20 protein-coding genes and 2 pseudogenes are annotated in these 24,919 nt (G+C 72.1%); 10 read left to right on the top strand and 12 right to left on the bottom strand.

Going from position 1 to position 24,919, the window contains the following annotated elements; genetic code table 11:
• Positions 1-57: 57 nt before the first annotated feature.
• Positions 58-963 carry an endonuclease/exonuclease/phosphatase family protein gene (locus tag OG202_RS05425; RefSeq protein ID WP_328222364.1) on the bottom strand — a complete coding sequence of 302 codons (906 nt, stop codon included), beginning with the start codon at positions 961-963 and terminating at the stop codon, positions 58-60.
• 190 nt (positions 964-1,153) lie between these two features.
• Between OG202_RS05425 and OG202_RS05420 the strand changes: the two genes are divergently transcribed.
• Positions 1,154-2,458: a DUF6986 family protein gene (locus OG202_RS05420; protein WP_328222362.1), complete on the top strand. Its 1,305-nt coding sequence runs from the start codon at positions 1,154-1,156 to the stop codon at positions 2,456-2,458.
• A gap of 124 nt (positions 2,459-2,582) precedes the next feature.
• Positions 2,583-4,445 carry a serine/threonine-protein kinase gene (locus OG202_RS05415; RefSeq protein ID WP_327731139.1) on the top strand — a complete coding sequence of 621 codons (1,863 nt, stop codon included), beginning with the start codon at positions 2,583-2,585 and terminating at the stop codon, positions 4,443-4,445.
• Positions 4,446-4,479: 34 nt separating this feature from the next.
• Here the strand turns inward: OG202_RS05415 and OG202_RS05410 are convergent, their stop codons facing one another.
• From OG202_RS05410 to OG202_RS05400, 3 genes are all read right to left on the bottom strand, one after another.
• Positions 4,480-6,186 (bottom strand): IS1182 family transposase, encoded by a 1,707-nt coding sequence (locus tag OG202_RS05410; protein WP_328222359.1) that lies wholly within the window; start codon positions 6,184-6,186, stop codon positions 4,480-4,482.
• A gap of 312 nt (positions 6,187-6,498) precedes the next feature.
• Entirely contained in the window at positions 6,499-7,272 is a 774-nt protein-coding gene (locus OG202_RS05405; protein WP_328222358.1) for a hypothetical protein, read from the bottom strand.
• Between the two features lie 3 nt (positions 7,273-7,275).
• Positions 7,276-8,325: a LacI family DNA-binding transcriptional regulator gene (locus tag OG202_RS05400; RefSeq protein ID WP_326584907.1), complete on the bottom strand. Its 1,050-nt coding sequence runs from the start codon at positions 8,323-8,325 to the stop codon at positions 7,276-7,278.
• Between the two features lie 252 nt (positions 8,326-8,577).
• Here OG202_RS05400 and OG202_RS05395 point away from each other — a divergent pair, with 252 nt between their 5' ends.
• The 3 genes from OG202_RS05395 to OG202_RS05385 all read left to right on the top strand — a co-directional run bounded on the left by OG202_RS05395 (position 8,578) and on the right by OG202_RS05385 (position 11,290).
• Positions 8,578-9,525, top strand: a complete 948-nt coding sequence (locus OG202_RS05395) for an ROK family protein (protein ID WP_327731141.1) — start codon at positions 8,578-8,580, stop codon at positions 9,523-9,525.
• Between the two features lie 309 nt (positions 9,526-9,834).
• Positions 9,835-10,080 (top strand): hypothetical protein, encoded by a 246-nt coding sequence (locus tag OG202_RS05390; RefSeq protein WP_326584909.1) that lies wholly within the window; start codon positions 9,835-9,837, stop codon positions 10,078-10,080.
• Positions 10,081-10,252: 172 nt separating this feature from the next.
• A complete protein-coding gene (locus OG202_RS05385; RefSeq protein ID WP_327731142.1) occupies positions 10,253-11,290 on the top strand; it encodes an NUDIX hydrolase in 1,038 nt (345 codons plus the stop codon).
• Between the two features lie 145 nt (positions 11,291-11,435).
• Here OG202_RS05385 and OG202_RS05380 read toward each other — a convergent pair whose 3' ends face one another.
• Positions 11,436-12,791: a dipeptidase gene (locus OG202_RS05380; protein WP_326584911.1), complete on the bottom strand. Its 1,356-nt coding sequence runs from the start codon at positions 12,789-12,791 to the stop codon at positions 11,436-11,438.
• A gap of 182 nt (positions 12,792-12,973) precedes the next feature.
• Between OG202_RS05380 and OG202_RS05375 the strand changes: the two genes are divergently transcribed.
• The gene (locus OG202_RS05375) at positions 12,974-14,179 is read left to right on the top strand and encodes a geranylgeranyl reductase family protein (protein WP_326584912.1); all 1,206 of its coding nucleotides are present in this window, start codon (positions 12,974-12,976) and stop codon (positions 14,177-14,179) included.
• A gap of 78 nt (positions 14,180-14,257) precedes the next feature.
• Here the strand turns inward: OG202_RS05375 and OG202_RS05370 are convergent, their stop codons facing one another.
• Positions 14,258-14,710 carry a nitroreductase family deazaflavin-dependent oxidoreductase gene (locus OG202_RS05370; RefSeq protein ID WP_326584913.1) on the bottom strand — a complete coding sequence of 151 codons (453 nt, stop codon included), beginning with the start codon at positions 14,708-14,710 and terminating at the stop codon, positions 14,258-14,260.
• 187 nt (positions 14,711-14,897) lie between these two features.
• On the opposite strand from OG202_RS05370, the gene OG202_RS05365 reads away from it, so the two are divergent.
• The gene (locus OG202_RS05365) at positions 14,898-15,611 is read left to right on the top strand and encodes a TetR/AcrR family transcriptional regulator (protein ID WP_326584914.1); all 714 of its coding nucleotides are present in this window, start codon (positions 14,898-14,900) and stop codon (positions 15,609-15,611) included.
• A gap of 190 nt (positions 15,612-15,801) precedes the next feature.
• Positions 15,802-15,879: pseudogene (locus tag OG202_RS05360) on the top strand (DNA-binding response regulator); the annotation flags it as partial.
• Here OG202_RS05360 and OG202_RS05355 read toward each other — a convergent pair.
• The 5 genes and pseudogenes from OG202_RS05355 to OG202_RS05335 all read right to left on the bottom strand — a co-directional run bounded on the left by OG202_RS05355 (position 15,843) and on the right by OG202_RS05335 (position 19,632).
• Positions 15,843-16,166, bottom strand: a complete 324-nt coding sequence (locus OG202_RS05355; RefSeq protein ID WP_405892580.1) for a DUF6332 family protein — start codon at positions 16,164-16,166, stop codon at positions 15,843-15,845. The pseudogene OG202_RS05360 and the gene OG202_RS05355 overlap by 37 nt on opposite strands.
• A 62-nt stretch (positions 16,167-16,228) precedes the next feature.
• Positions 16,229-16,969 carry a maleylpyruvate isomerase family mycothiol-dependent enzyme gene (locus OG202_RS05350; protein WP_326584915.1) on the bottom strand — a complete coding sequence of 247 codons (741 nt, stop codon included), beginning with the start codon at positions 16,967-16,969 and terminating at the stop codon, positions 16,229-16,231.
• Between the two features lie 78 nt (positions 16,970-17,047).
• Positions 17,048-18,040: an ATP-grasp ribosomal peptide maturase gene (gene tgmB / locus OG202_RS05345; protein ID WP_326584916.1), complete on the bottom strand. Its 993-nt coding sequence runs from the start codon at positions 18,038-18,040 to the stop codon at positions 17,048-17,050.
• Positions 18,041-18,056: 16 nt separating this feature from the next.
• Positions 18,057-18,248: a putative ATP-grasp-modified RiPP gene (tgmA, locus tag OG202_RS05340; RefSeq protein ID WP_013005676.1), complete on the bottom strand. Its 192-nt coding sequence runs from the start codon at positions 18,246-18,248 to the stop codon at positions 18,057-18,059.
• A 179-nt stretch (positions 18,249-18,427) separates the two neighbouring features.
• A pseudogene (locus OG202_RS05335) lies at positions 18,428-19,632 on the bottom strand (MFS transporter).
• A 574-nt stretch (positions 19,633-20,206) separates the two neighbouring features.
• On the opposite strand from OG202_RS05335, the gene OG202_RS05330 reads away from it, so the two are divergent.
• Positions 20,207-21,184 carry a hypothetical protein gene (locus OG202_RS05330; RefSeq protein WP_326584918.1) on the top strand — a complete coding sequence of 326 codons (978 nt, stop codon included), beginning with the start codon at positions 20,207-20,209 and terminating at the stop codon, positions 21,182-21,184.
• Between the two features lie 306 nt (positions 21,185-21,490).
• Here OG202_RS05330 and OG202_RS05325 read toward each other — a convergent pair whose 3' ends face one another.
• On the bottom strand, positions 21,491-23,752 hold the full coding sequence (locus OG202_RS05325; RefSeq protein WP_328222356.1) for a heavy metal translocating P-type ATPase: 2,262 nt from the start codon (positions 23,750-23,752) through the stop codon (positions 21,491-21,493).
• Between the two features lie 179 nt (positions 23,753-23,931).
• Between OG202_RS05325 and OG202_RS05320 the strand changes: the two genes are divergently transcribed.
• Positions 23,932-24,912: a hypothetical protein gene (locus OG202_RS05320; protein ID WP_327731148.1), complete on the top strand. Its 981-nt coding sequence runs from the start codon at positions 23,932-23,934 to the stop codon at positions 24,910-24,912.
• The last annotated feature ends 7 nt before the right edge of the window (positions 24,913-24,919 follow it).

The raw sequence follows: 24,919 nt of genomic DNA, 5'->3' as shown, positions 1-24,919 counted from the left end.
GTCGTCCGAGGCCCCCGCGACCGCCCGAACCCAAGGAACGGTCGCGGGGGCCTCGGCTCATCCCAGAGTCAGTGAGGCCTGCATCGGCAGATGGTCGCTCGGGAACATCCCGTCCATCGAGAAGGTGTTCATCGCCGCCCAGTGCGTGGTCACCCCGGGCGAGGTCAGGATCCAGTCGATGCGCCGGCCATCGGGCTCGGGCGCCCGGTAGCCGTGGTAGGTCCCGTACGCCGGGCCGCGGGAGCCGGCCGCGTCCCAGGCGTCCACGAGGCCGTGGTCCAGCATCAGGTCGTACACCCGGTTGTCGTGGGCGGCCGCGTTGAAGTCGCCGGTGACGATGACCGGCGACGACCGGTCCCATCCGGCGATCGTCTCGCCGATGAGCCCCGCGGAGCGCTCCCGGGCGTACTGGCTGACGCTGTCCAGATGGGTGTTGAGGACGTAGAACTCCCGCCCTCCGTCGGCGAGATCGGCGAAGCGGACCCAGGTGACCATGCGCAGCCAGTCCGCGCCCCAGGTGTTGGAGGCGATCGCGTACGGGGTGCCGGACAGCCAGAAGTGATCGAACTCGATCGGGTCGAGTCTGCGGGTGTCGTAGAAGATCGCCATGAACTCGTCCTTGCTGCCGCCCCCTCGGCCGGTGCCGATCCAGTCGTAGTGCCCGCCGAGATCCTTCTCGATCATGCGCAGCTGCTGGTACAGCCCCTCCTGGGTGCCGATGACATGCGGTCGCTCGCGGCGCAGCAGTTCCCGCATCACCGGCCGACGCACGGCCCAGCGCGGTGTCTTGTCGACGACGGTCGCGAAGCGCACATTGAACGTCATCACGTTCAGGGCCCCCGCGTGCTCACCGGCGGACGCCGGCTGTGACGCACCCGCTGTGGTCAGCAGCGGCAGGGCGATGGCGGCGGCCGCCGCGGACCTGAGTCCTTGGCGACGCGTCACTCCGACCTCTTTCGACACGCGATCTCCTCCCTTGGGAGTCAGGATGAACCTTGCCCCATGAATACGGAAGAAGAGGGCGGGTCAGCAGTGACCAGGGGGAAAGCATGGGCAATCCCACTTCGAGACAGTATTGACCGGGGTGAAGATCGACGCTTAGCTTCGTTATGCGGATTCTTGATTCCGTACTACGGAAAACGGAGGGTGTGGAATGGGGCAGGGTCGGCAGGAGAACGTGGCGACGAGTCTCGCGGGAGCCGTCAGCGAGGAGATCAGCGCCTCCCTCGCCCCCGTCGACGCGGAGCTGGAGCGCCGCTACCCGGGCGACCCCGGCACCCGCCAGCCCGTACACACCGTCTACGTCCCCGGTGACGTCTTCGCCGCCGACACCGTCCGCACCTGGGGCGACCGGGCCCTCGCCGCCCTCGACGAGCACGCCCCCGACGCGGCCTCCTTCGCCGCCGTCCTCGACCTCGGCGACGACCTCGCCGGGCCCGTGTACGACCGCGTCCGCGCCAAGCTGGAGCGCGAGCCGATCGAGGACCTCCGCGTGGACTTCGAGGACGGCTACGGGCCGCGTCCGGACGCCGAGGAGGACGAGGCCGCCGCCCGCGCCGCCCGGCTGATCGCGGAGGCGTACGCCGCAGGCACGGCCGCCCCGTACATGGGCATCCGTATGAAGTGCATGGAGGCACCGGTCCGCGACCGGGGCATCCGCACCCTCGACATCTTCCTCACCGGCCTGCTGGAGGCCGGTGGCCTGCCCGACGGGCTGGTCCTGACCCTGCCCAAGGTGACGTACGCCGAACAGGTCACGGCCATGGTCCGGCTCCTCGAGGCCTTCGAGAAGGCGCGCGGACTCGTACCCGGCCGGCTCGGCTTCGAGATCCAGATCGAGACCAGCCAGGCCATCCTCGCCGCCGACGGCACCGCCACCGTCGCCCGCATGATCGACGCAGCCGAGGGCCGCGCCACCGGCCTGCACTACGGCACCTTCGACTACAGCGCCTGCCTCGGTGTCTCCGCCGCCCACCAGGCCAGCGACCACCCCGCCGCCGACCACGCCAAGGCGATCATGCAGGTCGCCGCGGCGGGCACCGGCGTACGCGTCTCGGACGGCTCCACCAACGTCCTGCCGGTCGGCCCGACCGAGAAGGTCCACGCCGCCTGGCGCCTGCACTACGGCCTGACCCGCCGTGCCCTCGCCCGCGCCTACTACCAGGGCTGGGACATGCACCCCGGCCACATCCCCACCCGCTACGCGGCCGTCTTCGCCTTCTACCGCGAGGGCTACGAACAGGCCGCCGCCCGCCTCTCCCGCTACGCCGGCCGCGTCGGCGGCGACATGATGGACGAGCCCGCGACGGCCAAGGCCCTCAGCGGCTACCTGCTGCGGGGCCTGGACTGCGGCGCCCTCGACCTCGACGAGGTCTCCGGCGCGACCGGTCTGACCCGCGCCGGCCTGGAGGGCTTCGCGGCGCCCCGGCGGGCCGATCCGACGCTCTCCGGCCAGTAGCGGGGTCGGCCGCACGGCGGACGAGTAGCGGTCCTGTGACAGCCGTTGCCGCCGGTCCGGAGCGCCCCTGCCCACGGCTTAGGCTGTACGCCATTCGTCGGTGTGTCACAGGAACGGGGCGCGGGTGTCTTCGGGGGCCAACGAACGGACGGACGGTGCCGGGCGGATCCTCGCCGGGCGGTACCGGGTCGTGGAGCAGCTAGGACGCGGCGGCATGGGCGTCGTCTGGCGGGCCGTGGACGAGGTGCTCCACCGCGAGGTCGCCCTCAAGGAGCTGCGCACCTACACGGACGCGGGCGCGCCCGAACTGGCCGACCTGGGGCTGCGGATGCAGCGCGAGGCACGGGCCGCCGCCCGCGTCCGGCACCCCGGGGTCGTCGCCGTGCACGACGTGGCCGAGGTCGACGGACGCCCGTTGATCGTCATGGAACTGGTCGACGGCCCGTCCCTGGACGACGTCCTGCGCGACCGGGGCCTCCTCGACCCGCGCGAGGCGGCCGCCATCGGAGCCAAGGTGATGGACGCCCTCGGCGCCGCCCACCGCGTCGGCGTCCTGCACCGCGACGTCAAGCCCGGCAACATCCTGCTGGACCGCTCGGGCCGCGTCGTCCTCACCGACTTCGGCATCGCCACCATGGAGGACCCGGGCGACGGCTCCGCGACCCACCTCACCCGCAGCGGCGAACTCGTCGGCTCCCTCGACTACCTGGCCCCCGAACGCGCCCAGGGCAACGACCCCGGCCCCGCCTCCGACATCTGGGCACTCGGCGCCACTCTGTACGCGGCCGTCGAGGGCGCCTCCCCGTTCCGGCGTACGTCGACCTGGTCGACGCTCACCGCGATCGTGGTCGACCCGCTGCCCGAACCCCAGCGGGCCGGACCGCTCGGGCCCGTGCTGCGACTGCTGATGGACAAGCGCCCGGAGCACCGCCCGGACGCCGCTCGGGCCCGCGAACTGCTGGAGGCCGTGGCCTGCGGGGACGGGCTCGACTCCCCGACGGCGGGGCCGGGCGGCGGCCCGGCATCGCGGCCGAGGGCGGAGACCGAGCGAAGCGTCCCGTCGGTGCCGCCGGGGTTCGGACCGCCGACGGCGGGCGCGGGCACCGGCGCCACGGATGCGGGAGCGGGTGCCGGGTTCGGCTCGACAGGACCGACCCCCGGCTTCGGCCCGCCGCAGCCGGTCCCGGGGCCCGGCACAGGGGCCTCGCCGGCGGTCGGCGGATCCGGTGCGGGCGCGCCACAGGCGCCGGTCCCCGCGTCGGGTGCCGTCACCGCCCTGTCCTCGACCGGCGGCAGTCGTCCACGCAAGGGCCGTGCCCTCCTCGCCGCCGTGGCCGTCACCGTGGTGCTCGCCGCCACGGGCGTCACGGTCGCGCTGCTCACCGCGGGCGACGACTCCGAGACGGGCGCCCAGCCCCAGGCCACCGAATCGAGCGGAGGCACTCCCTCCCCGGGCCGCAGCCGGGGCACGGTCGACCTCTCCGACGACTCCGAGGCCGAGGAGAAGGACGACAGCAAGTCCGCGAGCCCCGGCGAGAAGGCCACGCAGGAGGACGACAAGGAGACCGAGGCGTCCGCCTCACCGTCGAAGAACGCGAGCGACGGCACCACCACCGGCGGCGGCACGGGGGGTTCGGACAGCTCGGGCGGCTCCACCAGCGGGGGCACGACCGGCGGGGCCGGCGGAGGCGAGACCCAGGAGGAACCGGTCTGCCACTCGATCGGCGGCGGCAAGTACAACTGCACGGTCTGGACCACCGCCAAGTCCTACACGGCCTCCGGCACCGAGGTCGGCGTCCTCAACCAGGGCACCAACTACTTCTACTGCCAGCAGAACCTGGGCCGCCGCGAGACCTCCGGCGAGTGGACCAACGTCTGGTGGGCCAAGACCGACGACGACAGCGGCAACACGAACGTCTTCGTCAGCGACGTCTACATCCAGGGCGGCGACAACGACGCCCCGGTACCCGGCCTCCCGGTCTGCTAGCTTGACTCTGTCGGGGATCTTGGGGTTGGCGAGGTCAACTGCCCAGGGTTCGCCAGGATTTCAGCCGAGGTAACTCGCGCTGGTCGAGGTAGCTCTGGAAGGCAGTCGGTCGGCGGGGTATGGGGGCTTCCTCGGCCGGTGGCAATCCGCTGAGGCGCTCGATGTTGACGGCGATGGCCGTCAGGACGTGCTGGATGTGGGCCTTTCCCTGCCCTCGGTAGCGGCAGCGCCGCATGCCGTGGCCGTGGGCGAACTCGTTGACCGTGCCCTCCACTCCGGAGCGGACCGCGTAACGCGTCTTCCACTCGGGCGTCTGCTGCTCGGCGCGGACACGGAGTTGCAGGTCACGGAGCTCTCGTGGAGGAAATCCCACGGTGCGGGCGCTGTCGGCGGTGGTGGTGCACTGGATGCGGGCCGGGCAGGGGCGGCACTGGCTCTTGGTGAACCTGGCCACGATCAGCGGGGCCGCGGTGGGCGAGGAGGTCGGGTAGGGGCCGTGCCAGCCCGCACTGACCTGCCCCTGCGGGCATGTGACTTGCTGATGGTCGTAGTCGATGCGGAAGTCGTCCCGGGCGAAGCCCTCATTTCGGCGGTGTTGGCGGGTGGGGTTGCTCTTCAGCGGCCCGGAGACGGTGACCTGGTGTTCGCGGGTGGCCTGTTCCAGGTGGGGCAGGGAGGTGTAGCCGGCGTCGACCAGGTGCTCGGCGGGCAGCAGTCCGCGGCGGGAGAGGCGGGTGTGGATGCCGGGCAGGACCTGGCTGTCGTGGGTGGTGGCCGCGGTGGTGGCCACGTCGGTGATCACGTTGGGGCCGTCGGGAGCGCAGGTCTCGGTAAGGTGGGCGGTGAACCCCTTCCAGCTGATGATGTGTCCGTGCCGTGCGTAGCGGGCCGAGGTGTCGTAGGGAGAGACGACCGCCCGGGACGAGGGCGGCAGCCCGGGCCCGCCTTCCTTCTCGGCGGTGCGCCAGCGCAGATGTCCTGCGGCGTCACGGTGGTAGTTCTGCACCATGATCTGGCGCAGGGCCTGGATACGAGGACCGGATGTGCGGTCTGCTCCGTGCTGGTAGAGGTGTTCCAGGAGTCGGACGGCGTCGTTTCCGGTGGCAAGAATCCTGGTCTTGGGCTTGGTGGGGTTCCTGCCCAGGCGGACCGGCCGGCCGTAGCGGAGCCCCCAGTCCTCATCGACCAGCTCGTCCAGCAGGTGCGGGGATGTGCCGGCGACTTCTTCGAGTGCGGCGCGGACCGCCTCGGTGACCATCTCCAGGCGGGTCAGGTCGCGCACCGCGGCCAGGACGTGGGTGGAGTCGGTGCGCTGCGTGGTGCGCCCGCGCACCAGGCCGGCCTCCTTGAGGCGGGCCAGTGCGAGGTCGAGGAGGCGGTCGGCGCGGTCGTCTTCGGCGAGACGGTCTCGGAAGTCGGCCAGCACACTGTGGTGGAAGCCGGGATCGTCCAGCTCCATGGCCATGGCGTACTTGAAGTCAATGCGGCAGCGGACCGACTCGGCGGCCTGCCGGTCCGACAGGCCGAGCAGGAACTGCAGCACACAGACGGTGGCCAGTTGAGCAGGCGAGAGCCCCGGACGCCCATTCCGCGGGTACCAGTCGGCGAAGTCCTCGTCGCACCACAGCCCATCGAGGCGGTCACGTACCCATATCGCCGTCGTGCCGTCCGGGTTGCTCGCCCGCGCAACCTGCGCAGTCAGAGACGGGACCTGCTCACCGGAACGGGGACGAAGAGACAACGAGCACCTCGACAGCTGTATCGGTCGGCGGAACTACCCGAGCATGCCCGTCGATCTTGCTGCCGCACCGGGAAACTCCAAGATCCCCGACAGAGTCAAGCTAGGGCGTGTTTCGGAAGTTCCTTCGTCGCCCGAAGGGCGGCTCTGCGGCGTCCGGTGCGTGCTCTCGGCGCTGGGCGTACTTGGCCTTTCGTCCGGTGCGGCGGTGGGGGTCCCTCCCGCTCGAGCGGAGCCGAGAGTGGGGGAGCGTGCCGGGCGTCGCAGAGCAGAAGGGACTTCCGAAACACGCCCTGGGGCCGGGCCGCGCCCGGGTCAGGCCCGCGACTGCGGATGCGGTCGTACGTACTGCTCCAGACCCGACACCGTCGTCCACCTCTGCTCGGCGAACACCTCCCTGCCCTGGACGCACAACCCCCGGTTGCCGCGCGCGCGGGCGCAGAACTCGTCCGGTGTGGTGCCGAACAGCTCGCGCAACTCGGGGGACGCGGCGAGGAGTTCGGTGATGAGCGGCCGCTGTCGGCCCGGGTGGGGGCGTGGGCCCGGTCCGCCGTCGCGCAGAACGCCCCACCGGTTGACGTAGATCCAGGCCTGGTCGAGGACGTGGCCCGACTCCAGCTCGACACGGAAGTCGGCGGCGGGGAGGGCGGCCCGGTGGAAGTTGCCGGTCGGGGAGTCGACGCCCTCGCTCGCGTCGACCACGGCGAGCTGCGCCTCGTCGAGCCAGGTGATGAACAGTTCGCCGGTGGAGCCGGGGGAGTGGAACGGCGACGCGGACAGGTAGCCGAGCAGGCTGACGTGGGCGGAGACACCGACCCCGATGCCCGTGACCCTGGCCTTCACCATGGGGATCCGGCACCCGACACCGTGCTCCGCCATCTTGTGCACGAGCTGCGCGGGGCAGGCGTTGGAGCCGACGGAGAGGACGGGCACCCGGTCCTCGAAGACGAGCGTGTCCAGCGGCAGCATCCGGTTGCCGTCCAGGAGCGCCGACACGTCAGGCCACGCGCCCGGGTAGCTGAGCGGGTCCTCGCGCGGCGCCACGGCGAGGCCGAGCGCTTCGAGCGTACGGGGGTCGGGGGCGTCCAAGAGTCAGTCCGCGGGCGGGAGTTCGCCCGAGCCGCGGGCGATCAGGCGCGTCGGCAGCTCGATGCGCTCGGGGGCGACGAGGGAGCCGTCCAGCTGCTGGAAGAGCCGCTCGGCGGCGGTGCGGCCCAGCCGGGCGGGGTCCTGGGCGACCACGGTGATGCCCGGCCGGAGCAGATCGGCCAGCTCGAAGTCGTCGAAGCCGACGAGAGCGACCGGACGGGTGTGCTCGGCGAGGACCCGTACGACCGTCACCGTCACCCGGTTGTTGCCCGCGAAGACCGCCGTGACGGGCGACGGACCGGACAGCATGTCCTCGGCCGCCCTGCGGACCCGCTCGGGGTCGGTGACGCCCAGGGACATCCACGCGTCCTCGACCGGTATGCCGGCGTCCTCCATGGCCGCCCGGTAGCCGCGCAGCCGCTCGGCGGCGGTGTGGATGCGGGGCATGTCGCCGATGAACCCGATCCGGCGGTGGCCGTGGGCGATGAGGTGGGCGACGCCGTCGCGGGCCCCGCCGAAGTTGTCCGACAGCACGACGTCGGCGTCGATCCGCCCGGCCGGGCGGTCCACGAACACCGTGGCGACGCCGGCCCTGACCTCGGGTTCCAGATACCGGTGGTCGTCACCGGCGGGAATGATCACGAGCCCGTCGACGCGGCGGGCGCACAGCGCCAGCGCCAACTCCTGCTCGCGGTCCGGGTCCTCCGCGCTGGACCCGTTGATCAGCAGCGAGCCGTGGGCGCGGGACACCTCCTCCACCGCCCTGCTGAGGGGACCGTAGAACGGGTCGGCGAGGTCCTCCAGGACCAGGCCGATGGTGGCCGTACTGCCCTTGCGCAACACCCGTGCGCTGTCGTTGCGCCGGAAGCCGAGCGCCTCGATCGCCTCCTGGACACGGCGCTCGGTGTCCGGGGTGACACCCGGTTCGCCGTTCACCACCCGGGAGACCGTCTTCAGACCCACCCCGGCCCGGGCCGCGACGTCCTTCATCGTGGGACGGTTGCCGTAGCGGTTCTCGGGGCGGCGGGCGATGCCGTTGGCGGTCTCGGGCACTATGCGCTGTCCTGTCCTGTCGTCCAAGGGTGTGGCGGGTGGTGCCGTGTCGGAATTGCGCGGCTGTGGAGGATGTGGCGTCGAGCATAGAGCCTGGACAACGTTGTCACAGCCGGGGGAGACTGTCTATCGCATTCTCTGGCCGGCGCCCCCACCAGGCGAGCGTCGTGCTGCCCGTTTTCCGGCCGGAGATCCGGGTGCCGCTGGATTCGGGTACCCGGTAGGAGACTCGCAGCGGGAGAGCTGACACTGATGCAGACCGACCTCGTGGCCGCGCTCGACATCGGCGGCACCAAGATCGCCGGGGCGCTGGTGGACGGCCACGGCCGGATCCTGGTGCGCGCCCAGCGCCCGACGCCCGCGCAGGAGGACGGCGACACCGTCATGCGGGCCGTGGAAGAGGTGCTCGGCGAGCTGACCGCCGCGCCACTGTGGGGCAGGGCCACGGCCGTCGGGATCGGCAGCGCGGGCCCGGTGGACGCCTCGGCCGGCACGGTGAGCCCGGTGAACGTCCCCGGCTGGCGCGGCTTCCCGCTCGTCGAGCGGGTCCGGGCGGCCACCGGCGGGCTCCCCGTCGAGCTGATCGGCGACGGCGTGGCCATCACGGCGGCCGAGCATTGGCAGGGCGCGGCGCGCGGCCATGACAACGCGCTGTGCATGGTCGTGTCGACGGGCGTCGGTGGTGGCCTCGTCCTCGGCGGTCAGCTGCACGCGGGCCCCACCGGGAACGCCGGTCACATCGGTCACATCAGCGTCGATCTCGACGGCGACGCCTGCCCCTGCGGCGCCCGCGGCTGCGTCGAGCGCATCGCGAGCGGACCCAACATCGCCCGCCGCGCCCGGGAGAACGGCTGGCGACCCGGCCCCGACGGCGACGCCTCCGCCGCGGCGGTCGCCGCCGCCGCACAGGCCGGTGATCCGGTCGCGGTGGCCTCCTTCGAGCGCGCCGCGCAGGCCCTCGCCGCCGGTATCGCCGCCACCGCCACCCTCGTCGAGATCGACATCGCCGTCATCGGCGGCGGCGTCGCGAACGCCGGCGACGTCCTCTTCGCCCCCCTCCGCACCGCCCTCAAGGACTACGCCACCCTCTCCTTCGTCCAGCACCTCACCATCGCCCCGGCCGTGATGGGCACGGACGCGGGCCTGGTGGGAGCCGCCGCGGCGGCACTGGCGCGCCGGCCGAGCACGCCGGTGGCGTGACTGCGGGGGCGTTGTGGGAGCCGCGGGAGCGGGGAGGCCGGAATGCGATCCCGCATCGGCGGAAGCGGATGCGGGATCGCCGTGCGGCTTTGTCGCCCTGGGGGGTGCCGCGCTGTGGGGGGTGCCGCCCGGTGAGGGTGCCACCTCTTCCCACTCGTGGCCGCTCCGTGCTCCCGCCCCTGGCCGTGCCGCGCTCCAGGCCTGGTGGCCGTGTCGTCTTCCCGCCCGGGCCCGGGGCGAGCGGGGCGTTGAGCCGAAACGCCGGACGTCGGCCGTGACCCCGTGGGACGTTCCGCAGTTGAGCGGGGCATGAAGAAGCGCAGCATGCTCGCCATCGCCTCCCTCGCCACCGGTTTCGTCGTCGCGGCCATCACGCCGTCGCACGGTCTCGACGCCGGGGACACGGTCGGGAAGACGGACGCGCTGAGCAAACTGGACGTCGAGGGCACGCTCGGCGAGGTCGGCAGCACCGTCTCCAGCGACAGCCTGGCGGTCGACGAGGACGCCCTGGGGGGCCAGGCGGACCAGGAGGGCAAGGGCGGCAAGGAAGGCTGACGGCCGCGTAGGTGACAGCGGACTCCCGGTCCGCCTCTCCTCGCATCGCAGGCGGCGGGTCCCCCACTCGGTGGGGGACCCGCCGCCGTCGTATTTCGGCTCCTCATCAGCGGCTGGTTTCCGTGGCGGAGTGGAGGGCAAGGCTCAGGGGGCCAACAGAAGAGGGGGAACCGTGATCGTCTGGATCAACGGTGCGTTCGGTGCGGGGAAGACCACCACCGCACGGGAACTGATCGAACTGATCCCGAACAGCACGCTCTTCGACCCCGAGGTCATCGGCGGCGCACTGACACACCTGCTGCCGGCCAAACGCCTCGCCGAGGTCGGCGACTTCCAGGACCTGCAGAGCTGGCGACGGCTCGTGGTCGACACCGCCGCCGCCCTGCTCGCCGAGCTGGGTGGCACCCTCGTGGTCCCCATGACCCTGCTCCGCCAGGAGTACCGCGACGAGATCTTCGGTGGCCTCGCCTCGCGTCGCATACCCGTACGGCATCTGCTCCTGGCCCCGGCCGAAACGATCCTGCGAGAGCGAATAGCCGGGCGGGAGATACCGCCCGACCTCCCCGACGGGGAGATGCGGATGCGTCAATGGGCGTACGACCACATCGCGCCCTACCGTGCCGCGCTGGGCGGCTGGCTCACCGCCGATGCCCACCTCGTCGACACCGGCGCCCTCACCCCGTACGAGACCGCGCGGCGTATCGCCGACGCGGTGGCCACCGACGACGTACGCGTGTGCGACATCGTGCAGACCCCCGAGCCGACCGCCGAGACGGTCGCCGCGGGGGTTCTGCTGTTCGACGAGGACGACCGGGTCCTGCTCGTCGATCCGACCTACAAGGCCGGCTGGGAGTTCCCCGGCGGAGTGGTGGAGGCCGGAGAGGCGCCCGCGCGGGCGGGCATGCGGGAGGTCGTCGAGGAGACCGGGATACGGCTCGACGAGGTGCCCCGGCTGCTGGTGGTGGACTGGGAGGCGCCTAGGCCGCCGGGATACGGGGGACTGCGCCTGCTGTTCGACGGAGGTCGGCTCGACACCGGCGGGGCACAGCGGCCCGTGCTGCCCGGACCCGAGTTGCGTGACTGGCGGTTCGTGACCGAGGAAGAGGCCGCGGATCTGTTGCCGCCGGTGCGGTACGAGCGGCTGCGGTGGGCGTTGCGGGCGCGGGAGCGGGGTGCCGCGTTGTACTTGGAAGCGGGGGTGCCGGTGTGACGGGTCGCCGAGCCGCCGTTTCGGGGGAGGTCGTGGAGCGGCTGCGGGTGGACCGTGGCTGACCGCGCCCACGCGGCGGAGCCGTAGGTGGTACAGCCCCGCGCCCCTGAAGGGCGCGGTACCGCACCGGTGTTGGTCCGTTCGCTCAGTTGTGCGCGTAGTTGCGGAGGAACAACGCCTCCGTCACCGACATGCGCTCCAACTCCTCCGGGGACACGCTCTCGTTGACCGCGTGGATCCGGGCCTCGGGTTCGCTGAGGCCGATGAGCAGGATCTCGGCGTCGGGGTAGAGGGTGGCGAGGGCGTTGCAGAGGGGGATGGAGCCGCCGTGGCCCGCGTACTGCATCTCCTCGCCGGGGTAGGCGACGGCCATGGCCGAGGCCATCGCCTCGTACGCCGGGCTGGAGGTGTCGGCGCGGAACGCCTGGCCGTGGCCGATCGGTTCGCAGCTCACCCGGGCGCCCCACGGGGTGTGCGCCACCAGGTGGGCTTCGAGCAGCTTGATCGCCTGCTGCACGTCGACGCCCGGCGGGACCCGCAGACCGATCAGGGCGCGGGCGCTCGCCTGGATCGACGGGGTCGCGCCGACCACGGGCGGGGCGTCGATACCGAGCACGGTGGCGGCCGGGCGGGCCCAGATGCGGTCGGCGACCGTGTCGGCGCCGACCAGCTCCACGCCGTCGAGCACCTTGGCGTCCGCGCGGAACTGCGCGTCGGCGTACTGCAGGCCGTCCCACGTCCCGTCGCTCGCGAGTCCGTCGACGGTCGTCGTGCCGTCCTCGGCGCGCAGTGAGTCGAGGACGCGGATCAGCGCGGCCAGCGCGTCGGGGGCCGCGCCGCCGAACTGTCCCGAGTGCAGGTTGCCTTCGAGGGCGTCGATCTTCACCCGCATGAGGATCATGCCGCGCAGGGAGGAGGTGACCGTCGGCAGGCCGACGCGGAAGTTGCCCGCGTCGCCGATGACGACGGTGTCGGCGGCGAGCAGCTCGGGGTGCGCCTCCGCGTACTGCTGGAGACCGCCGGTACCCATCTCCTCGGAGCCCTCGGCGATCACCTTGACGTGGACCGGGACCCCGCCGTTCGCCTTGAGCGCGCGCAGGGCCAGCAGGTGCATGATCACGCCGCCCTTGCAGTCGGCGGCGCCCCGCCCGTACCAGCGGCCGTCGCGCTCGGTCAGCTCGAACGGCGGTGACACCCAGGCGGCCTCGTCCAGCGGCGGCTGTACGTCGTAGTGCGCGTAGAGGAGGACGGTCTTCGCGCCCTCGGGCCCCGGCAGGTAGCCGTAGACGGACTGGGTGCCGTCGGGGGTGTCGAGCAGCGCCACGTCCTGGAAGCCCTCGGCGCGCAGCGCGTCGGCGACCCAGCGCGCGGCGCCCTCGCTCTCGCTCCTCGGGAACTGGTCGAAGTCCGCCACCGACCTGAAGGCCACCAGTTCGGTGAGCTCCTCCTTCGCCCGGGGAATCAGTGAGGCGACGGTCTCGGCGACCGGGTTCGACGGCATGGGCACGCTCCTCGTGGGTGCGACGTTGTCCTTCTGGGGATGTGGCTGCGTACGCGCTGACCCGGTGTGTCGGTGTAGGGCGCATGCGCTGCCGATCCTCCCACAGCGGTCCTCGGCGTCACCCGCCGTAGGATGCGTGGGACAGGTGCGGCAGGCGGCTGGATCGGGAGCAGTAGACCATCGTGAGCAGCGAGAACTCTTCGGCGGACGACGTGCAGCGGGTGTGGGACGTCGTCGTGGTGGGTGCGGGCCCCGCGGGGGCCTCGGCCGCCTACGCGGCGGCGGTCGCGGGACGCAGCGTCCTGTTGCTGGAGAAGGCGGAGCTGCCGCGGTACAAGACGTGCGGCGGCGGCATCATCGGCCCCTCGCGCGACGCGCTGCCGCCCGGCTTCGAGCTGCCCCTCAAGGACCGGGTGCACGCGGTCACCTTCTCCCTCGACGGCCGTTACGCCCGCACGCGCAAGTCCAAGCACATGCTGTTCGGTCTGATCAACCGGCCCGAGTTCGACCAGCAACTCGTCGAGCACGCCCAGAAGGCGGGCGCGGAGCTGCGAACGGGCGTCACGGTCACCCGGGTCGAGCAGCACGGCTCGGCCGTGCCCGACCGGCGCACGGTCGCCGTCGTCCTGCAGAGCGGCGAGACGCTGCTCGCGCGGGCCGTCGTCGGCGCCGACGGCAGTGCCAGCCGCATAGGAGCGCACGTCGGGGTGAAGCTCGACCAGGTCGACCTCGGCCTGGAGGCGGAGATCCCCGTTCCGGAGACCGTCGCCGAGGACTGGAAGGGACGCGTCCTCATCGACTGGGGCCCGATGCCCGGCAGTTACGGGTGGGTCTTCCCCAAGGGAGACACGCTGACCGTCGGCGTGATCTCCGCGCGCGGTGAAGGCGCCGCCACCAAGCGGTACTTGGAGGACTTCATCGGGCGGCTCGGCCTCGCCGGCTTCGAACCGAGCGTCTCCTCCGGGCACTTGACGCGTTGCCGTGCCGACGACTCGCCGCTCTCGCGGGGGCGGGTGCTGGTCTGCGGCGACGCGGCGGGACTGCTGGAGCCGTGGACGCGGGAGGGCATCTCCTTCGCGCTGCGCTCGGGGCGGCTCGCGGGGGAGTGGGCGGTCCGGATCGCCGAGGCGCCCGACGCGGTGGACACCCGCCGCCAGGCCCTGAACTACGCGTTCGCCGTGAAGGCGGGACTCGGCGTCGAGATGAGCGTCGGCAAGCGGCTGCTGATCGCCTTCGAGCGGCGGCCCGGGCTCTTCCACGCGGCGATCACCGGCTTCCGCCCCGCCTGGCGGGCCTTCGTCGACATCGCACGCGGGTCGACCTCCCTGGGCGAGATCGTCCGCACCCACCCGATCGCCCAGCGAGCGCTGACCGCGTTCGACAAGTAGGCCCGGGGAACGTTTCGAAGAGCCGGCCCGGGAACCGCCGGACCGCACGGCCCGGCCATCCGTCGGCACCCCGTACGGTCACCGCTCGACGGTGATCCGGAAGACGGGGTGCTTCGGCGCGGCGGCGAGCAACTCCGCGTCGGAGGAGTCGGCGTTGACGTCGCCGAAGAACCGGCCCACCTCCCAGCCCCACTTCTTCAGGTAGGTGCGGAGCACGACGGGCTTCTCCTCGTCGGACAGCTCGACCGCCGTGAACTCCTGCACCCGGCGGCCCACCCGCAGCCGTCCACCGCCCGCCGCCCGCATGTTGCGCACCCACTCGGAGTGACCGCGCGCCGAGACGAGGTAGGGGCCGCCCTCGTACGGCAGCGGGTTGACCGGCAGCCGACGCCACTCGCCGCTCTTGCGGCCGCGCACCGAGAGCTCGGCCGTGCCGAGGAGGCTGACGCCGTGGCGGGCGAGCCAGCCGATGAAGCCGTTCAGCGCGCGGTCGAAGGGGTTGGACTTGATGTAGTGGGGCGACGACGGCATGGGGGGTCCTCCCGTTGTGGAGCTGCTCTCCGAGTGATTTGGAGAGCACTGCTCTCGCTTGAGAGCAGTGTGCACGAGATCGGTGCTCGCAAGCAAGAGCGGCGCTCTCGTTTGTGAGTGGCGCTCCGATTGGAGAGCGCTGCTCCGAAATGTGTGCAGTGCTCTGCCCTTGTGGCACACTCTTCGCATGAGCACAGCACGTGGGGCCCGTGCCCGCGCCCGGATCGAGGTCACGGCCGCCATCAAGGACGAGGCGCGCAGACAGCTCGCCGCCGAGGGCGCCGCCAAGCTGTCGCTGCGTGCGGTGGCGCGCGAGCTCGGCATGGTCTCCTCCGCGCTGTACCGCTACTTCCCGAGCCGCGACGAGCTGCTGACCGCGCTGATCATCGACGCCTACGACTCCCTGGGCGAGGCCGCCGAGGCCGCGCACGCGAAGGCCGCCGGTGAGAGCCCGGCGGGGCAGTGGGTCGCGGTGTGCGAAGGGGTGCGCCAGTGGGCGCTGGCGCGCCCGCACGAGTACGCGTTGATCTACGGTTCGCCCGTGCCCGGGTACACCGCGCCCGACACGACCCTGCCTGCTGCGTCCCGGGCCGGGCAGTTGCTGATCCGGATCGTGCGGGATGCCTACCGGGGCAAGGGTGTGGCCCAGTGGAAGCTGCCCGCCGAGGTGCGGCCGGAGGCGCGGCGGATGGCGGAGCACGTCGCGCCCGATCTGCCGCCGGAGCTGGTCGCGGTGCTGGTCGGGGCATGGGCGCAGCTGTTCGGCCTGGTCAGCTTCGAGGTGTTCGGGCAGTTCGACCGGGTGGTCGAGGACCGTGCGGTGTTCTTCCGGCACGCGGCGGGCCAACTCGCCCACCACGTCGGTCTGGTGTTCCCGCAGTCCGAGGCGGCGGCGCGCTGATGCCCCCCGGCCCGGCGGGGCGTACTGCGCCGGGAGTAGGGGTGGTCACCTCGCTCGGGTGACGTCGTGCCCGGTGGGCGGCGTCCAGTGTGGCCGGTGTGGCGGAGCAGGGTGCGCAGGCGGGTGGCCCCCCCCCGGCGTGGGGCGGGCCACCGTGCCGGCGATGGCACGGGGCGGACCCCCGTGGTGGAAGCGGCGCGCCCGCGACCGTGCCCAACTCGTCGTGTCGGCCTACGAGTCGGGGTTGGTGCGGCCGGGCTGGCTGGGCTGGGCGGAGCGCGGCCGACCGGGTTCTTCGGGAACCTGTCGGCTGACCCGTGTGGCACGCCGGAAGCGGGTCAGCACGATCGTGACGACCGCGACGAACACCACCACGGTCACGGAGAGTGCGAGGGGCCCGAGCAGACTCCACCGGCCGCGCAGCGAGCCGAAGAAGTGCGGGAGGAGTTCGGTCACGCCGAAATAGGCCGCGCCCGCCAGCACCGCCCCCGCGAAGAACGCGAATCCGATCTCCGTGGTCATCGCGTCCCGCTCGGCCTGCGTTCGTCTCCCCATGGGGTGAGTGTGCGGGCGGCGGGCGTACCGGACAAGGCAACGGGCACGCCGCCGGGCCCGGTTCAGCCGATGCCCGAGGTCTCCCGCCACAGTTCCGCGAGTGAGGGGTCGCCGGTGGCGGCGGGCAACGGGAGCCGGTTCCACAGGGACAGGTACAGGCGGGGCGCCGGTCCCGCGATCTCGCAGTCCACGTCCCCGGCCTTCGACGCTTCCGCGCGCTCCGCCACGGGCGGCTCCGACGACAGCCGTACGGTCCAGACGGCGTCCGTGTCCGTCGCCCGCACCCGCAGGACACGCGGCGTCTCGGTGCGCACCCGGCTCCTGTCGCGGGCGTGGAAGCCGAGCAGGAGTTCGTCGATGCCGTCGACGGCGAAGTCCACCGCGGGCTCGCCGAGTTCGCCGCCGAGAGCGGACTGCGCGTCGGCACGGTGGACGGCCGTCTCGTGGGCCTGACGGCGTGCCCAGAAGGCCAGCGGGGACGGGGCGGGCAGGAAGTTCCAGCAGTCGACGTCGGCGGGTGCGGTGCGCAGGGTGTCGACGAGGCGCCGGTGGCCGTCCTCGAACCAGGTCAGCAGAGCGTCGCCGTCCAGCTCCGGGTCGCTGCCGAGGGGCCGGGGAGAGGCATGGCCCTCGGCGACGAACGCCGTGGCCCAGCGGTGCACGACTCCCGTGTGCCGTACCAGGTCCCGTACCCGCCACTTCGGGCAGGTCGGCACCTCGGCGTCCGTACCGGCCTTGCGGGCGGCCGCGGCGAGCAGTCGGCCTTCCTCGTCCAGGGCGCTGATGTGCTCGGCAGTCTCCATGGGGCGAGTCTGCCGGATGGAGCGTGCTCGAAGCGCCCGCCCCGGCCGGGGCGGGCGCTTCGGTTCACCGGTGGGTCGTCACGGATGTCGGGGCGCCGCCCGGATCCGGCCGTCGCGGCGCGTTCCCGCCACCGGTTCCTCGTGTGCCAGCCACTCGGCGACGCTGTGGGCGATCGGCTGGCCGGTGTCCATCTCCACGAACCCGAACTGGCCCGACTGGTTGCACTCCAGGAACCACCAGATCCCGTCCGCGTCCTCCGCGAAGTCGAAGGCCCCGTAGGTGAGTTCGGCGTCACGGAGGTAGGTGCGCACGGCCGTGGCGGTGCGGGCCGGGACGTCGACCGGCTGCCAGGGCGCGGTGGAGGGGGCGAAGCGGACGTCGACCTCGTCGGGGTGCGCGTCCGGGGCGACGGCTTTGCGGGCGGCCAGCATGCGGTCGCCGACGGCGGTGAGCCGGATGTCGGCGGTCTTGGCGATCCGGCGCTGCAACAGCGTCGGGCCGAACGCGACGGCGGTGAAGTCGGTGCCGGGCGCGATACGGCTGGTGGGGACCGTCCGGGCGGGCTCCTGCGGATGGGTGCCGGAGACCGGCTTCACCACCAGGTCCGGGAAGCGCTCGGCGAAGTCGCGGGCGGCCTGCGGGAACGTGGTGATCAGCGTGGCCGGTACGGGGAGTCCGCAGCGCTGGGCGTGCCGGAGCTGCCACGGCTTGTGGCGAGCCCGCCGGGCGGCGTCCGGGTCGTTCATCCAGCGGGCGCCCGTGCCGCGGAGCATGCCGTATAGGGCCTGCGAGGACTCCTCGGTCAGCCAGGCGGACGGCTCGGCGACCCGGCCGGCCGGAACCCCCGGTCGGCGCAGCCAGATCGACCGCAGCCCGCTCATGCTCACCAGGCGGCCCCCGGCGGACAGATGCCCGCGGAAGGAGCCGTGCACGTACTCCCCGGAGAGCGCCACCGTGCCGGGCAGGTCGGCGGGGTCGAGCCGGACCACCGGGACGCCGGTCCTGTTGAGTTGCGCGACCACCAGGTCCGCCGTCACATCCTGTTCGCAGGTGAGGATCAGCACCGTCATCGTCGCCGGTCCGCGTTCAGTCGTCGAAATGGGTCTTCGAGCCCGCGGTGGACGTCGTCGCCCCCAATTCCCTCATCAGGCCCTGGTCATGAGCGGCTATCCGCCCGTCGGCGAGCACGTTCAACTGCAGCCCGGAGTCGTAGGTGTACGGAGCGCTGAACTCCAACTGCTCAGCGGCGCGAGCGTAGTTGAGCACGAACAGTCGCATCGTTTCTCCTTGTTCGGGACCATCCGGAAAACCGGATGGTGACGCTCCGGCCGCCCTCTGTTCGGCCGGGTCGCAGTGCCTCCAGGGAGTTATACGAATCGAACGACTGAATGGTTGCCTCATGTTCTCGGAGGGCTGACTTCATGCACCGCGAGGTGTCACGGGGCAACGGTGAGTGGTCATTTCGCGGTCGAGTGGCGGGTGGTGAACGCGATGGCGGAGGCGAACGCGGCGAGTACCGCGACGCTGGTGAGCGCGGCGGGCAGGGAGAACCATTCGGCCATGAAGCCGATCGCGGGCGGGCCGAGGAGCATGCCGAGATAGCCGAGGGTGGAGGCCGTGGCCACCCCGCTGGGCCCGGCCAGCGCGCCGGCGCGTTCGATGGCGACCGGGAAGATGTTGGCGAGGCCCAGACCGGTGACCGCGAAGCCGAGCAGGGTCGCCCACACGGAGGGGGCGAGGGCGCCGAGCAGCATGCCCGCCGTCGCGGTCGCGCCACCGGCCACGAGCACCGTGGTCCTGCCCAGGCGTTCCAGCAGGGTCGTCCCGGTCAGCCGGCCGGTCGTCATGGCGAGAGCGAAACACGAGTAACCGATCGCCGCGACTCCGGGCGAGGCGTCCAGGTCCGCCTCCAGATGCAGGGCGCCCCAGTCGGCCAGCGCCCCCTCGCCGTACGCCGTGCATCCGGCGATCAGGCCGAGGACGACGACCAGGCCGCGGGTGCGGCCGTCGAGGCGGCGGGCGCCGGTCGCCCGGTCCTCCCGCTCGGCGGCGCGGTTCGGTGGTTCCGGGGGTTCGTGGCGCAGCAGGGTGGGAGCGGCAACGGCGGTCACCAGGAGGCCGATCACGGTGATGCCGAGCAGATGGCGCGTCGGGGAAAGGGAGTCCGCGACCAGGCTGCCGACCCCTGCCCCGAGCATGCCGCCGAGGCTGAACGCGGCATGGAAACCGGGCATGACGGGTCGCCCCAGCGCGGCCACCAGATCCACGGCGGCGCTGTTGAAGGCGACGTTGATCCCGCCGAAGGCGGCACCGAAGACCAGCAGTACCGCGCCCAGCGCGAGCGCCGAGTGGGTGAGCGGGGGCAGTGCCACGCTGAGGGACAGCAGGACAGCAGGACGGCGCAGGCGACCGTCACCGGGTGGCTGCCGAAACGGCGGCAGAGCCGGCCGGTGAGCATCATCGTGATCACCGCTCCGGCGGACACGCCCAGCAGTGCGAGGCCCAGCGCGCCGGGTGAGGCGCCGGTCTGCTCCTTGATCGCGGGGATTCTGACCACCCAGCCGGCGAAGACGAAGCCGTCGAGGGCGAAGAAGGCGGTGATGGCGATGCGGAGGACGCGGAGGACGTGGAGGCGTGAGTGGTCGCTGTCGTGGCCCGGCACGGCGTTGTGCGTTCGGGTTTTGTTTATTCGCGGCACAAAACCAGGCTAGGTGGGGCCGGGGGCCGGGGCAAGGTGGTCCGGGTGGCGGGGCAGGGTGGTCTGCGGGTGGGGTGAGGCCGCCCGTACCGGTGTGGGGTCAGGGCCGTGGTGTGAGGGTCGTCAGATACGAAGTGCTCCGGCGGGGTGGCCGTGTGCGCGGCCGCAGAGGGTGAGGGCGGGGGCCGAGGTGCCCCTGACCCGGGCGTGCGGCCCCAGGGTGCCGGGGGTGATCCCGAGTTCCTCCCTCACCGCCGACCGCCGACGAGCTGCCCCATCCCTGTTCCGTTGTTCCGTTTCCACGGCGACGGCCCGCTCCGACCGGGGGTGGGCCCTCGCCGTTCGCCGTGGCAGGTCAGGAAGCGGGGCCGTCTCGTCCCCGCGACCCGATCGGGTCCCGGCGGGGAACTCGACCGGCCGCATGCCGTGGGCCGTGCGGGCGAACGCCCGGCCGTGACGGCCACCGCCCTCGACTGACGCCCCGTCATGTTCGTGTGCGTCGCACCCCGGCGCTCCGCGCCCGTCCAAGGAGAGACGCATGCCCCGACTTCCCTATCTGTCCGGTGTCGCCGCGGCCACCGCCGTCGTCGCCCTGCTGGCCGCGGCACCCCCGCCGAGCGGCGAGGTGACCGTGTCCCGTCCGCGTGTCGTCGCCCACTTCGACTTCGCCCAGGGACAGACACCGGAGAACATCGCCCTCGAACCCGACGGCTCCGCCGACCTGACCTTCTCGGCCGCCCGCCAGATCGCCCATGTCACCAAGCAGGGGCACACCCGGATCCGCGCGACCCTGCCCGCCGAGGCGAACCCGCGGACACCGGTCGTCGGCGACGACATCGTCCTCGGCATCGCCCGCGCCCACGACGGCACGCTCTACGTCACCTACGCCACCGGAACCCGCAAGACCGGCGTCTGGCGCGTCGCCCCCGGCGGCGCGCCCCGCCAGATCGCGCAACTGCCTCCGAACGGGCTGCCCAACGCCATCGGCCTCGACGAGCGTCGAGGCGTCCTCTACGTCGCCGACTCGGTGCTGGGAACCGTCTGGAGCGTCCCGCAGCAGGGCGGCACGCCCACGGAATGGGCCAAGGACACCGACCTGGACCCCGTCCCCGGCTCGGAGGGCGGCTTCGGTGTCGGCGCGAACGGGCTCAAGGTCCACGACGGAGCCGTATGGGTTTCCAACAGCGACCGAGGAACGCTGCTCCGCATTCCCGTGCGCCGGAACGGGTCGGCAGGCCCGATCGAGACCAGGGCGACGGGGCTCGGTGGAATCGACGACTTCGCCTTCACCGGCCGCGGGGACACCGTTCTCGCCGCCATGTTCCTCGACAACGAACTCGCCCTCGTGCGCCCGGACGGCACCCACACCGTCGTCCTCACCCAGGAGGACGGGCTCTCCAACCCGACCTCCGTGGCCGTACGCCATCGAACGGTCTATGTGACCAGCGGCGCCTTTTTCACCATGCGGGACCCGAACCTGCTTCTCGCCGACCTCGGTGAGCGCCACGACCGGTGACCGGCCGCGTCGTATTTCTCCTTACCGCCCTCGACGGAATTGGCGCGGTGTGAGCAAGGGAAATTCGTCGACCTCGATCCAGTAATCCCGGAATAGCGCTCGTCGGCGCAACCTCCGGGAGGTCTCCGTGGAACCGGCCGGGACACGCTCATCGTTTTCGTGGGAGTGTCCGGGTCGGGTAGATCGAGCCTGCCATTCGTCAGTATTTTCAGCGACGGGCAGCGGCGCCATGTCGAATCACTCTCCTTCTGTGTCCGTCAATTCCTCGGCCAAGGGACAATCCGATGTCGGTGTCGGCGAGTTGCTTCAGTCGGCCGCCCGGAACGACCGCAGGCGCAGGGAGTTGCCGACGACGAACACCGAGGAGAAGGCCATGGCCGCCCCGGCGATCATCGGGTTGAGGAGGCCGGCCGCCGCGAGCGGCAGGGCGGCCACGTTGTAGGCGAAGGCCCAGAACAGGTTGGACCGGATGGTGCCGAGGGTCCGCCGGGCGAGGCGGATGGCGTCGGCCGCCGCGCGCAGGTCGCCTCGTACGAGAGTCAGGTCGCCGGCTTCGATCGCCGCGTCCGTGCCCGTGCCCATGGCCAGCCCCAGGTCGGCCTGCGCGAGCGCGGCCGCGTCATTGACGCCGTCACCGACCATCGCGACCGAACGGCCTTCGTCCTGCAGCCGTTTGACGACGTCGACCTTGTCCTGCGGCAGCACCTCCGCGATCACGTCCTCGGGCGCGATACCGACCTCGCGGGCGACGGACTCGGCCACGGAGCGGTTGTCTCCGGTCAGCAGGATCGGGGTGAGGCCGAGCGCGCGCAGCCTGGTGATCGCCTCCGCGCTGGTCTCCTTCACCGCGTCGGCGACTTCGAGCACCGCGCGCGCCTCGCCGTCCCAGGCCACCGCGATGGCCGTACGGCCGGACGCCTCTGCCTCGTCCTTGGCACGCCGGAGGTCCGCCGGCAGTTCCATCGCCCAGTCGGCGAGGAGTCGTTCGCGGCCGACGAGGACCGCGTGACCGTCGACGATCCCCTGCACACCGAGGCCGGGTACGTTCGCGAAGTCTTCCGGCGCGGGCAGCGAGCCGAGCCGCGCCGACGCGCCCTCGGCGACGGCACGGGCGACCGGATGCTCGGAGGCGTGCTCCAACGCGCCTGCCAGCCGCAGGACTTCGGCCTCGTCGGTGCCGTCGGCGGGGCGCACGGCCAGCAGGGTCATGCGCCCGGTGGTGACGGTGCCGGTCTTGTCGAGGACGACGGTGTCGACCCTGCGCGTGGACTCCAGTACCTCCGGGCCCTTGATCAGGATGCCCAGCTGGGCGCCGCGTCCGGTGCCGACCAGCAGCGCGGTCGGCGTGGCCAGCCCCAGGGCGCAGGGGCAGGCGATGATCAGTACGGCGACGGCGGCGGTGAACGCGGCCGTGAGCCCGGCGCCGTTGCCGAGCCAGAAGCCGAGGGTGCCCAGGGCGAGGGCGATCACGATCGGCACGAAGACGGCGGAGATCCGGTCCGCGAGCCGTTGCGCCGCGGCCTTGCCGTTCTGCGCGTCCTCCACCAGCTTCGCCATCCGGGCCAGTTGGGTGTCGGCGCCGACCCTCGTGGCCTCGACGACGAGACGTCCGCCCGCGTTGACGGTGGCGCCGGTGACCGGGTCGCCGGCCACGACCTCCACGGGCACAGACTCGCCGGTGAGCATGGACGCGTCCACGGCGGACGAGCCCTCCACGACCGTCCCGTCGGTGGCGATCTTCTCACCGGGACGCACCAGGAAGCGGTCGCCGGCCTTCAACTCGGCCACGGGGACGGTCCGTTCACCGCCGTCCCGAGTGAGCACGGTGACGTCCTTCGCCCCCAGTTCCAGCAGTGCCCGTAGCGCCGCGCCCGCCTTCCGCTTGGAGCGGGCCTCGAAGTAGCGCCCGGCGAGGATGAAGGCGGTCACCCCGGCCGCGGCCTCCAGATAGATACTTCCGGCGCCGTCACCGCGGACGATGGTCAGCTCGAAGGGGTGCGTCATGCCCGGTGTGCCCGCCGTTCCGAAGAACAGGGCCCACAGCGACCAGCCGAACGCGGCCAGGGTGCCGATGGAGATCAGGGTGTCCATGGTGGCGGCGCCGTGCCGGGCGTTCGTCCAGGCGGCGCGGTGGAAGGGCCACCCGGCGTACGTGACCACGGGCGCCGCCAGTGTCAGGGACAGCCACTGCCAGTACGTGAACTGCAGTGCCGGGATCATGGCCATCGCGACGACGGGGACGGCCAGCGCCACCGCGGTGATCAGCCGCTGCCGGAGCGGCAGCAGCGCGTCGTCCGCCGCCTCGCCGGTGCTCCCGGGCTCGGCCGGTGCGGGCGGCGCGGGCTCGTGTGCCGTGTAGCCGGTCGCCTCGACGGTGGCGATCAGATCCCGCACCGCGACGTCGTCGGCATAGCTGACCTTCGCCTTCTCGGTGGCGTAGTTGACCGTGGCCGTGACGCCGTCCATGCGGTTCAGCTTCTTCTCGATGCGAGCCGCGCAGGAGGCACAGGTCATACCGCCGATGGTGAGCTCCACCTCGGCGGCGGGCCCGGTCCTGGTGATGGTCATGGCTGCTCCTCGTAGATCGTGGGCGGCGATCGAGCCTGATACGGGGCGGGGGTATCCTCGTCGCACTGCCTGTATACCCCCGGAGGGTATCAGTGGCAAGTCATCCGCAGCGCTTGACTGTATACCCCATAGGGGTATCGTGAGCTGTGCTGGAGACCCGGACCTCGAAGGAGACGGCCATGAACACCGGACTGAGGATCACCGCGTTCGCCGCAGCGCTGGCCGCGACGTTCGGCACCGCCTACGGCGTGGGCAAGGGCATCGAACCCGTCGTCTCGGACACCGCGGACACCGCGGACACCGCAGAGAGCGCGCCCGCGCACCACGACGGTCACAACGAGGAGTCACCGGATACGGATCGCGGAGAGGGCGAGGGCGGGCACGCGTCGGCCCCGGCCGGCGGGCTGCAGATCTCCGAAGGCGGTTACACGCTCGATCTGCGGACCCCGGATGTCACCGCGGGGCAGCGGACCGACCTGCGGTTCGTCATCCGGGACGAGGACGGCCGCGCCGTCACCGGGTACCAGCGCGAGCACGACAAGGAACTCCACCTCATCGTCGCCTCACGCGACCTGGGCACCTACCGCCACCTGCATCCCTCCCGCGCCGCCGACGGCACCTGGAGCACCCCCGTGGACCTCCCCGGGGCGGGCGGCTACCGCGTCTTCGCCGACTTCACCCCGGCCGGTGAGGACGCCGAGAACCTCACGCTCGGCGCCGACCTCGCGGCCTCGGGCACGTACAAACCGGGGAAACTGCCGGCGCCGAGCGGCACCGCCGAGGTCAACGGCTACGAGGTCGAGCTGGACGGCGGACTGCGCCCGGGCGCCGCGAGCGAACTCAGGCTCAAGGTCTCCCGCGACGGCAGGCCCGTCACCGACCTCCAGCCCTACCTGGGCGCGTACGGCCACCTGGTCGCCCTGCGCTCCGGCGACCTCGCCTACCTGCACGTCCACCCGAACGGCGAACCCGGCGACGGCAAGACCGACCCCGGCCCGGACATCTCCTTCACGGCCACCGCCCCCAGCGACGGCGCCTACCGCCTGTTCCTCGACTTCAAGCACGAAGGCAAGGTCCACACGGCGGCGTTCACGGTCCGGGCCGGAGAAGCGGCGCCAACGGAAGTACCGGCGGCGCCTTCGGCCGATCACACGCACTGACGGCGGT

It is taken from the genome of Streptomyces sp. NBC_00310, from assembly GCF_036208085.1.
Taxonomy (GTDB): Bacteria; Actinomycetota; Actinomycetes; order Streptomycetales; family Streptomycetaceae; genus Streptomyces.
This window is presented reverse-complemented; position numbering and strand designations above follow the sequence as displayed.

Coding starts and splice junctions, on each gene's coding strand:
- OG202_RS05420 (WP_328222362.1), top strand. CDS start 1,154: ATGGGGCAGGGTCGGCAGGAGAACGTGGCGACGAGTCTCGCGGGAGCC.
- OG202_RS05395 (WP_327731141.1), top strand. CDS start 8,578: ATGCAGACCGACCTCGTGGCCGCGCTCGACATCGGCGGCACCAAGATC.
- OG202_RS05390 (WP_326584909.1), top strand. CDS start 9,835: ATGAAGAAGCGCAGCATGCTCGCCATCGCCTCCCTCGCCACCGGTTTC.
- OG202_RS05380 (WP_326584911.1), bottom strand. CDS start 12,791: ATGCCGTCGAACCCGGTCGCCGAGACCGTCGCCTCACTGATTCCCCGG.
- OG202_RS05370 (WP_326584913.1), bottom strand. CDS start 14,710: ATGCCGTCGTCGCCCCACTACATCAAGTCCAACCCCTTCGACCGCGCG.
- OG202_RS05365 (WP_326584914.1), top strand. CDS start 14,898: ATGAGCACAGCACGTGGGGCCCGTGCCCGCGCCCGGATCGAGGTCACG.
- OG202_RS05355 (WP_405892580.1), bottom strand. CDS start 16,166: ATGGGGAGACGAACGCAGGCCGAGCGGGACGCGATGACCACGGAGATC.
- OG202_RS05350 (WP_326584915.1), bottom strand. CDS start 16,969: ATGGAGACTGCCGAGCACATCAGCGCCCTGGACGAGGAAGGCCGACTG.
- tgmB (WP_326584916.1), bottom strand. CDS start 18,040: ATGACGGTGCTGATCCTCACCTGCGAACAGGATGTGACGGCGGACCTG.
- tgmA (WP_013005676.1), bottom strand. CDS start 18,248: ATGCGACTGTTCGTGCTCAACTACGCTCGCGCCGCTGAGCAGTTGGAG.
- OG202_RS05330 (WP_326584918.1), top strand. CDS start 20,207: ATGCCCCGACTTCCCTATCTGTCCGGTGTCGCCGCGGCCACCGCCGTC.
- OG202_RS05325 (WP_328222356.1), bottom strand. CDS start 23,752: ATGACCATCACCAGGACCGGGCCCGCCGCCGAGGTGGAGCTCACCATC.
- OG202_RS05320 (WP_327731148.1), top strand. CDS start 23,932: ATGAACACCGGACTGAGGATCACCGCGTTCGCCGCAGCGCTGGCCGCG.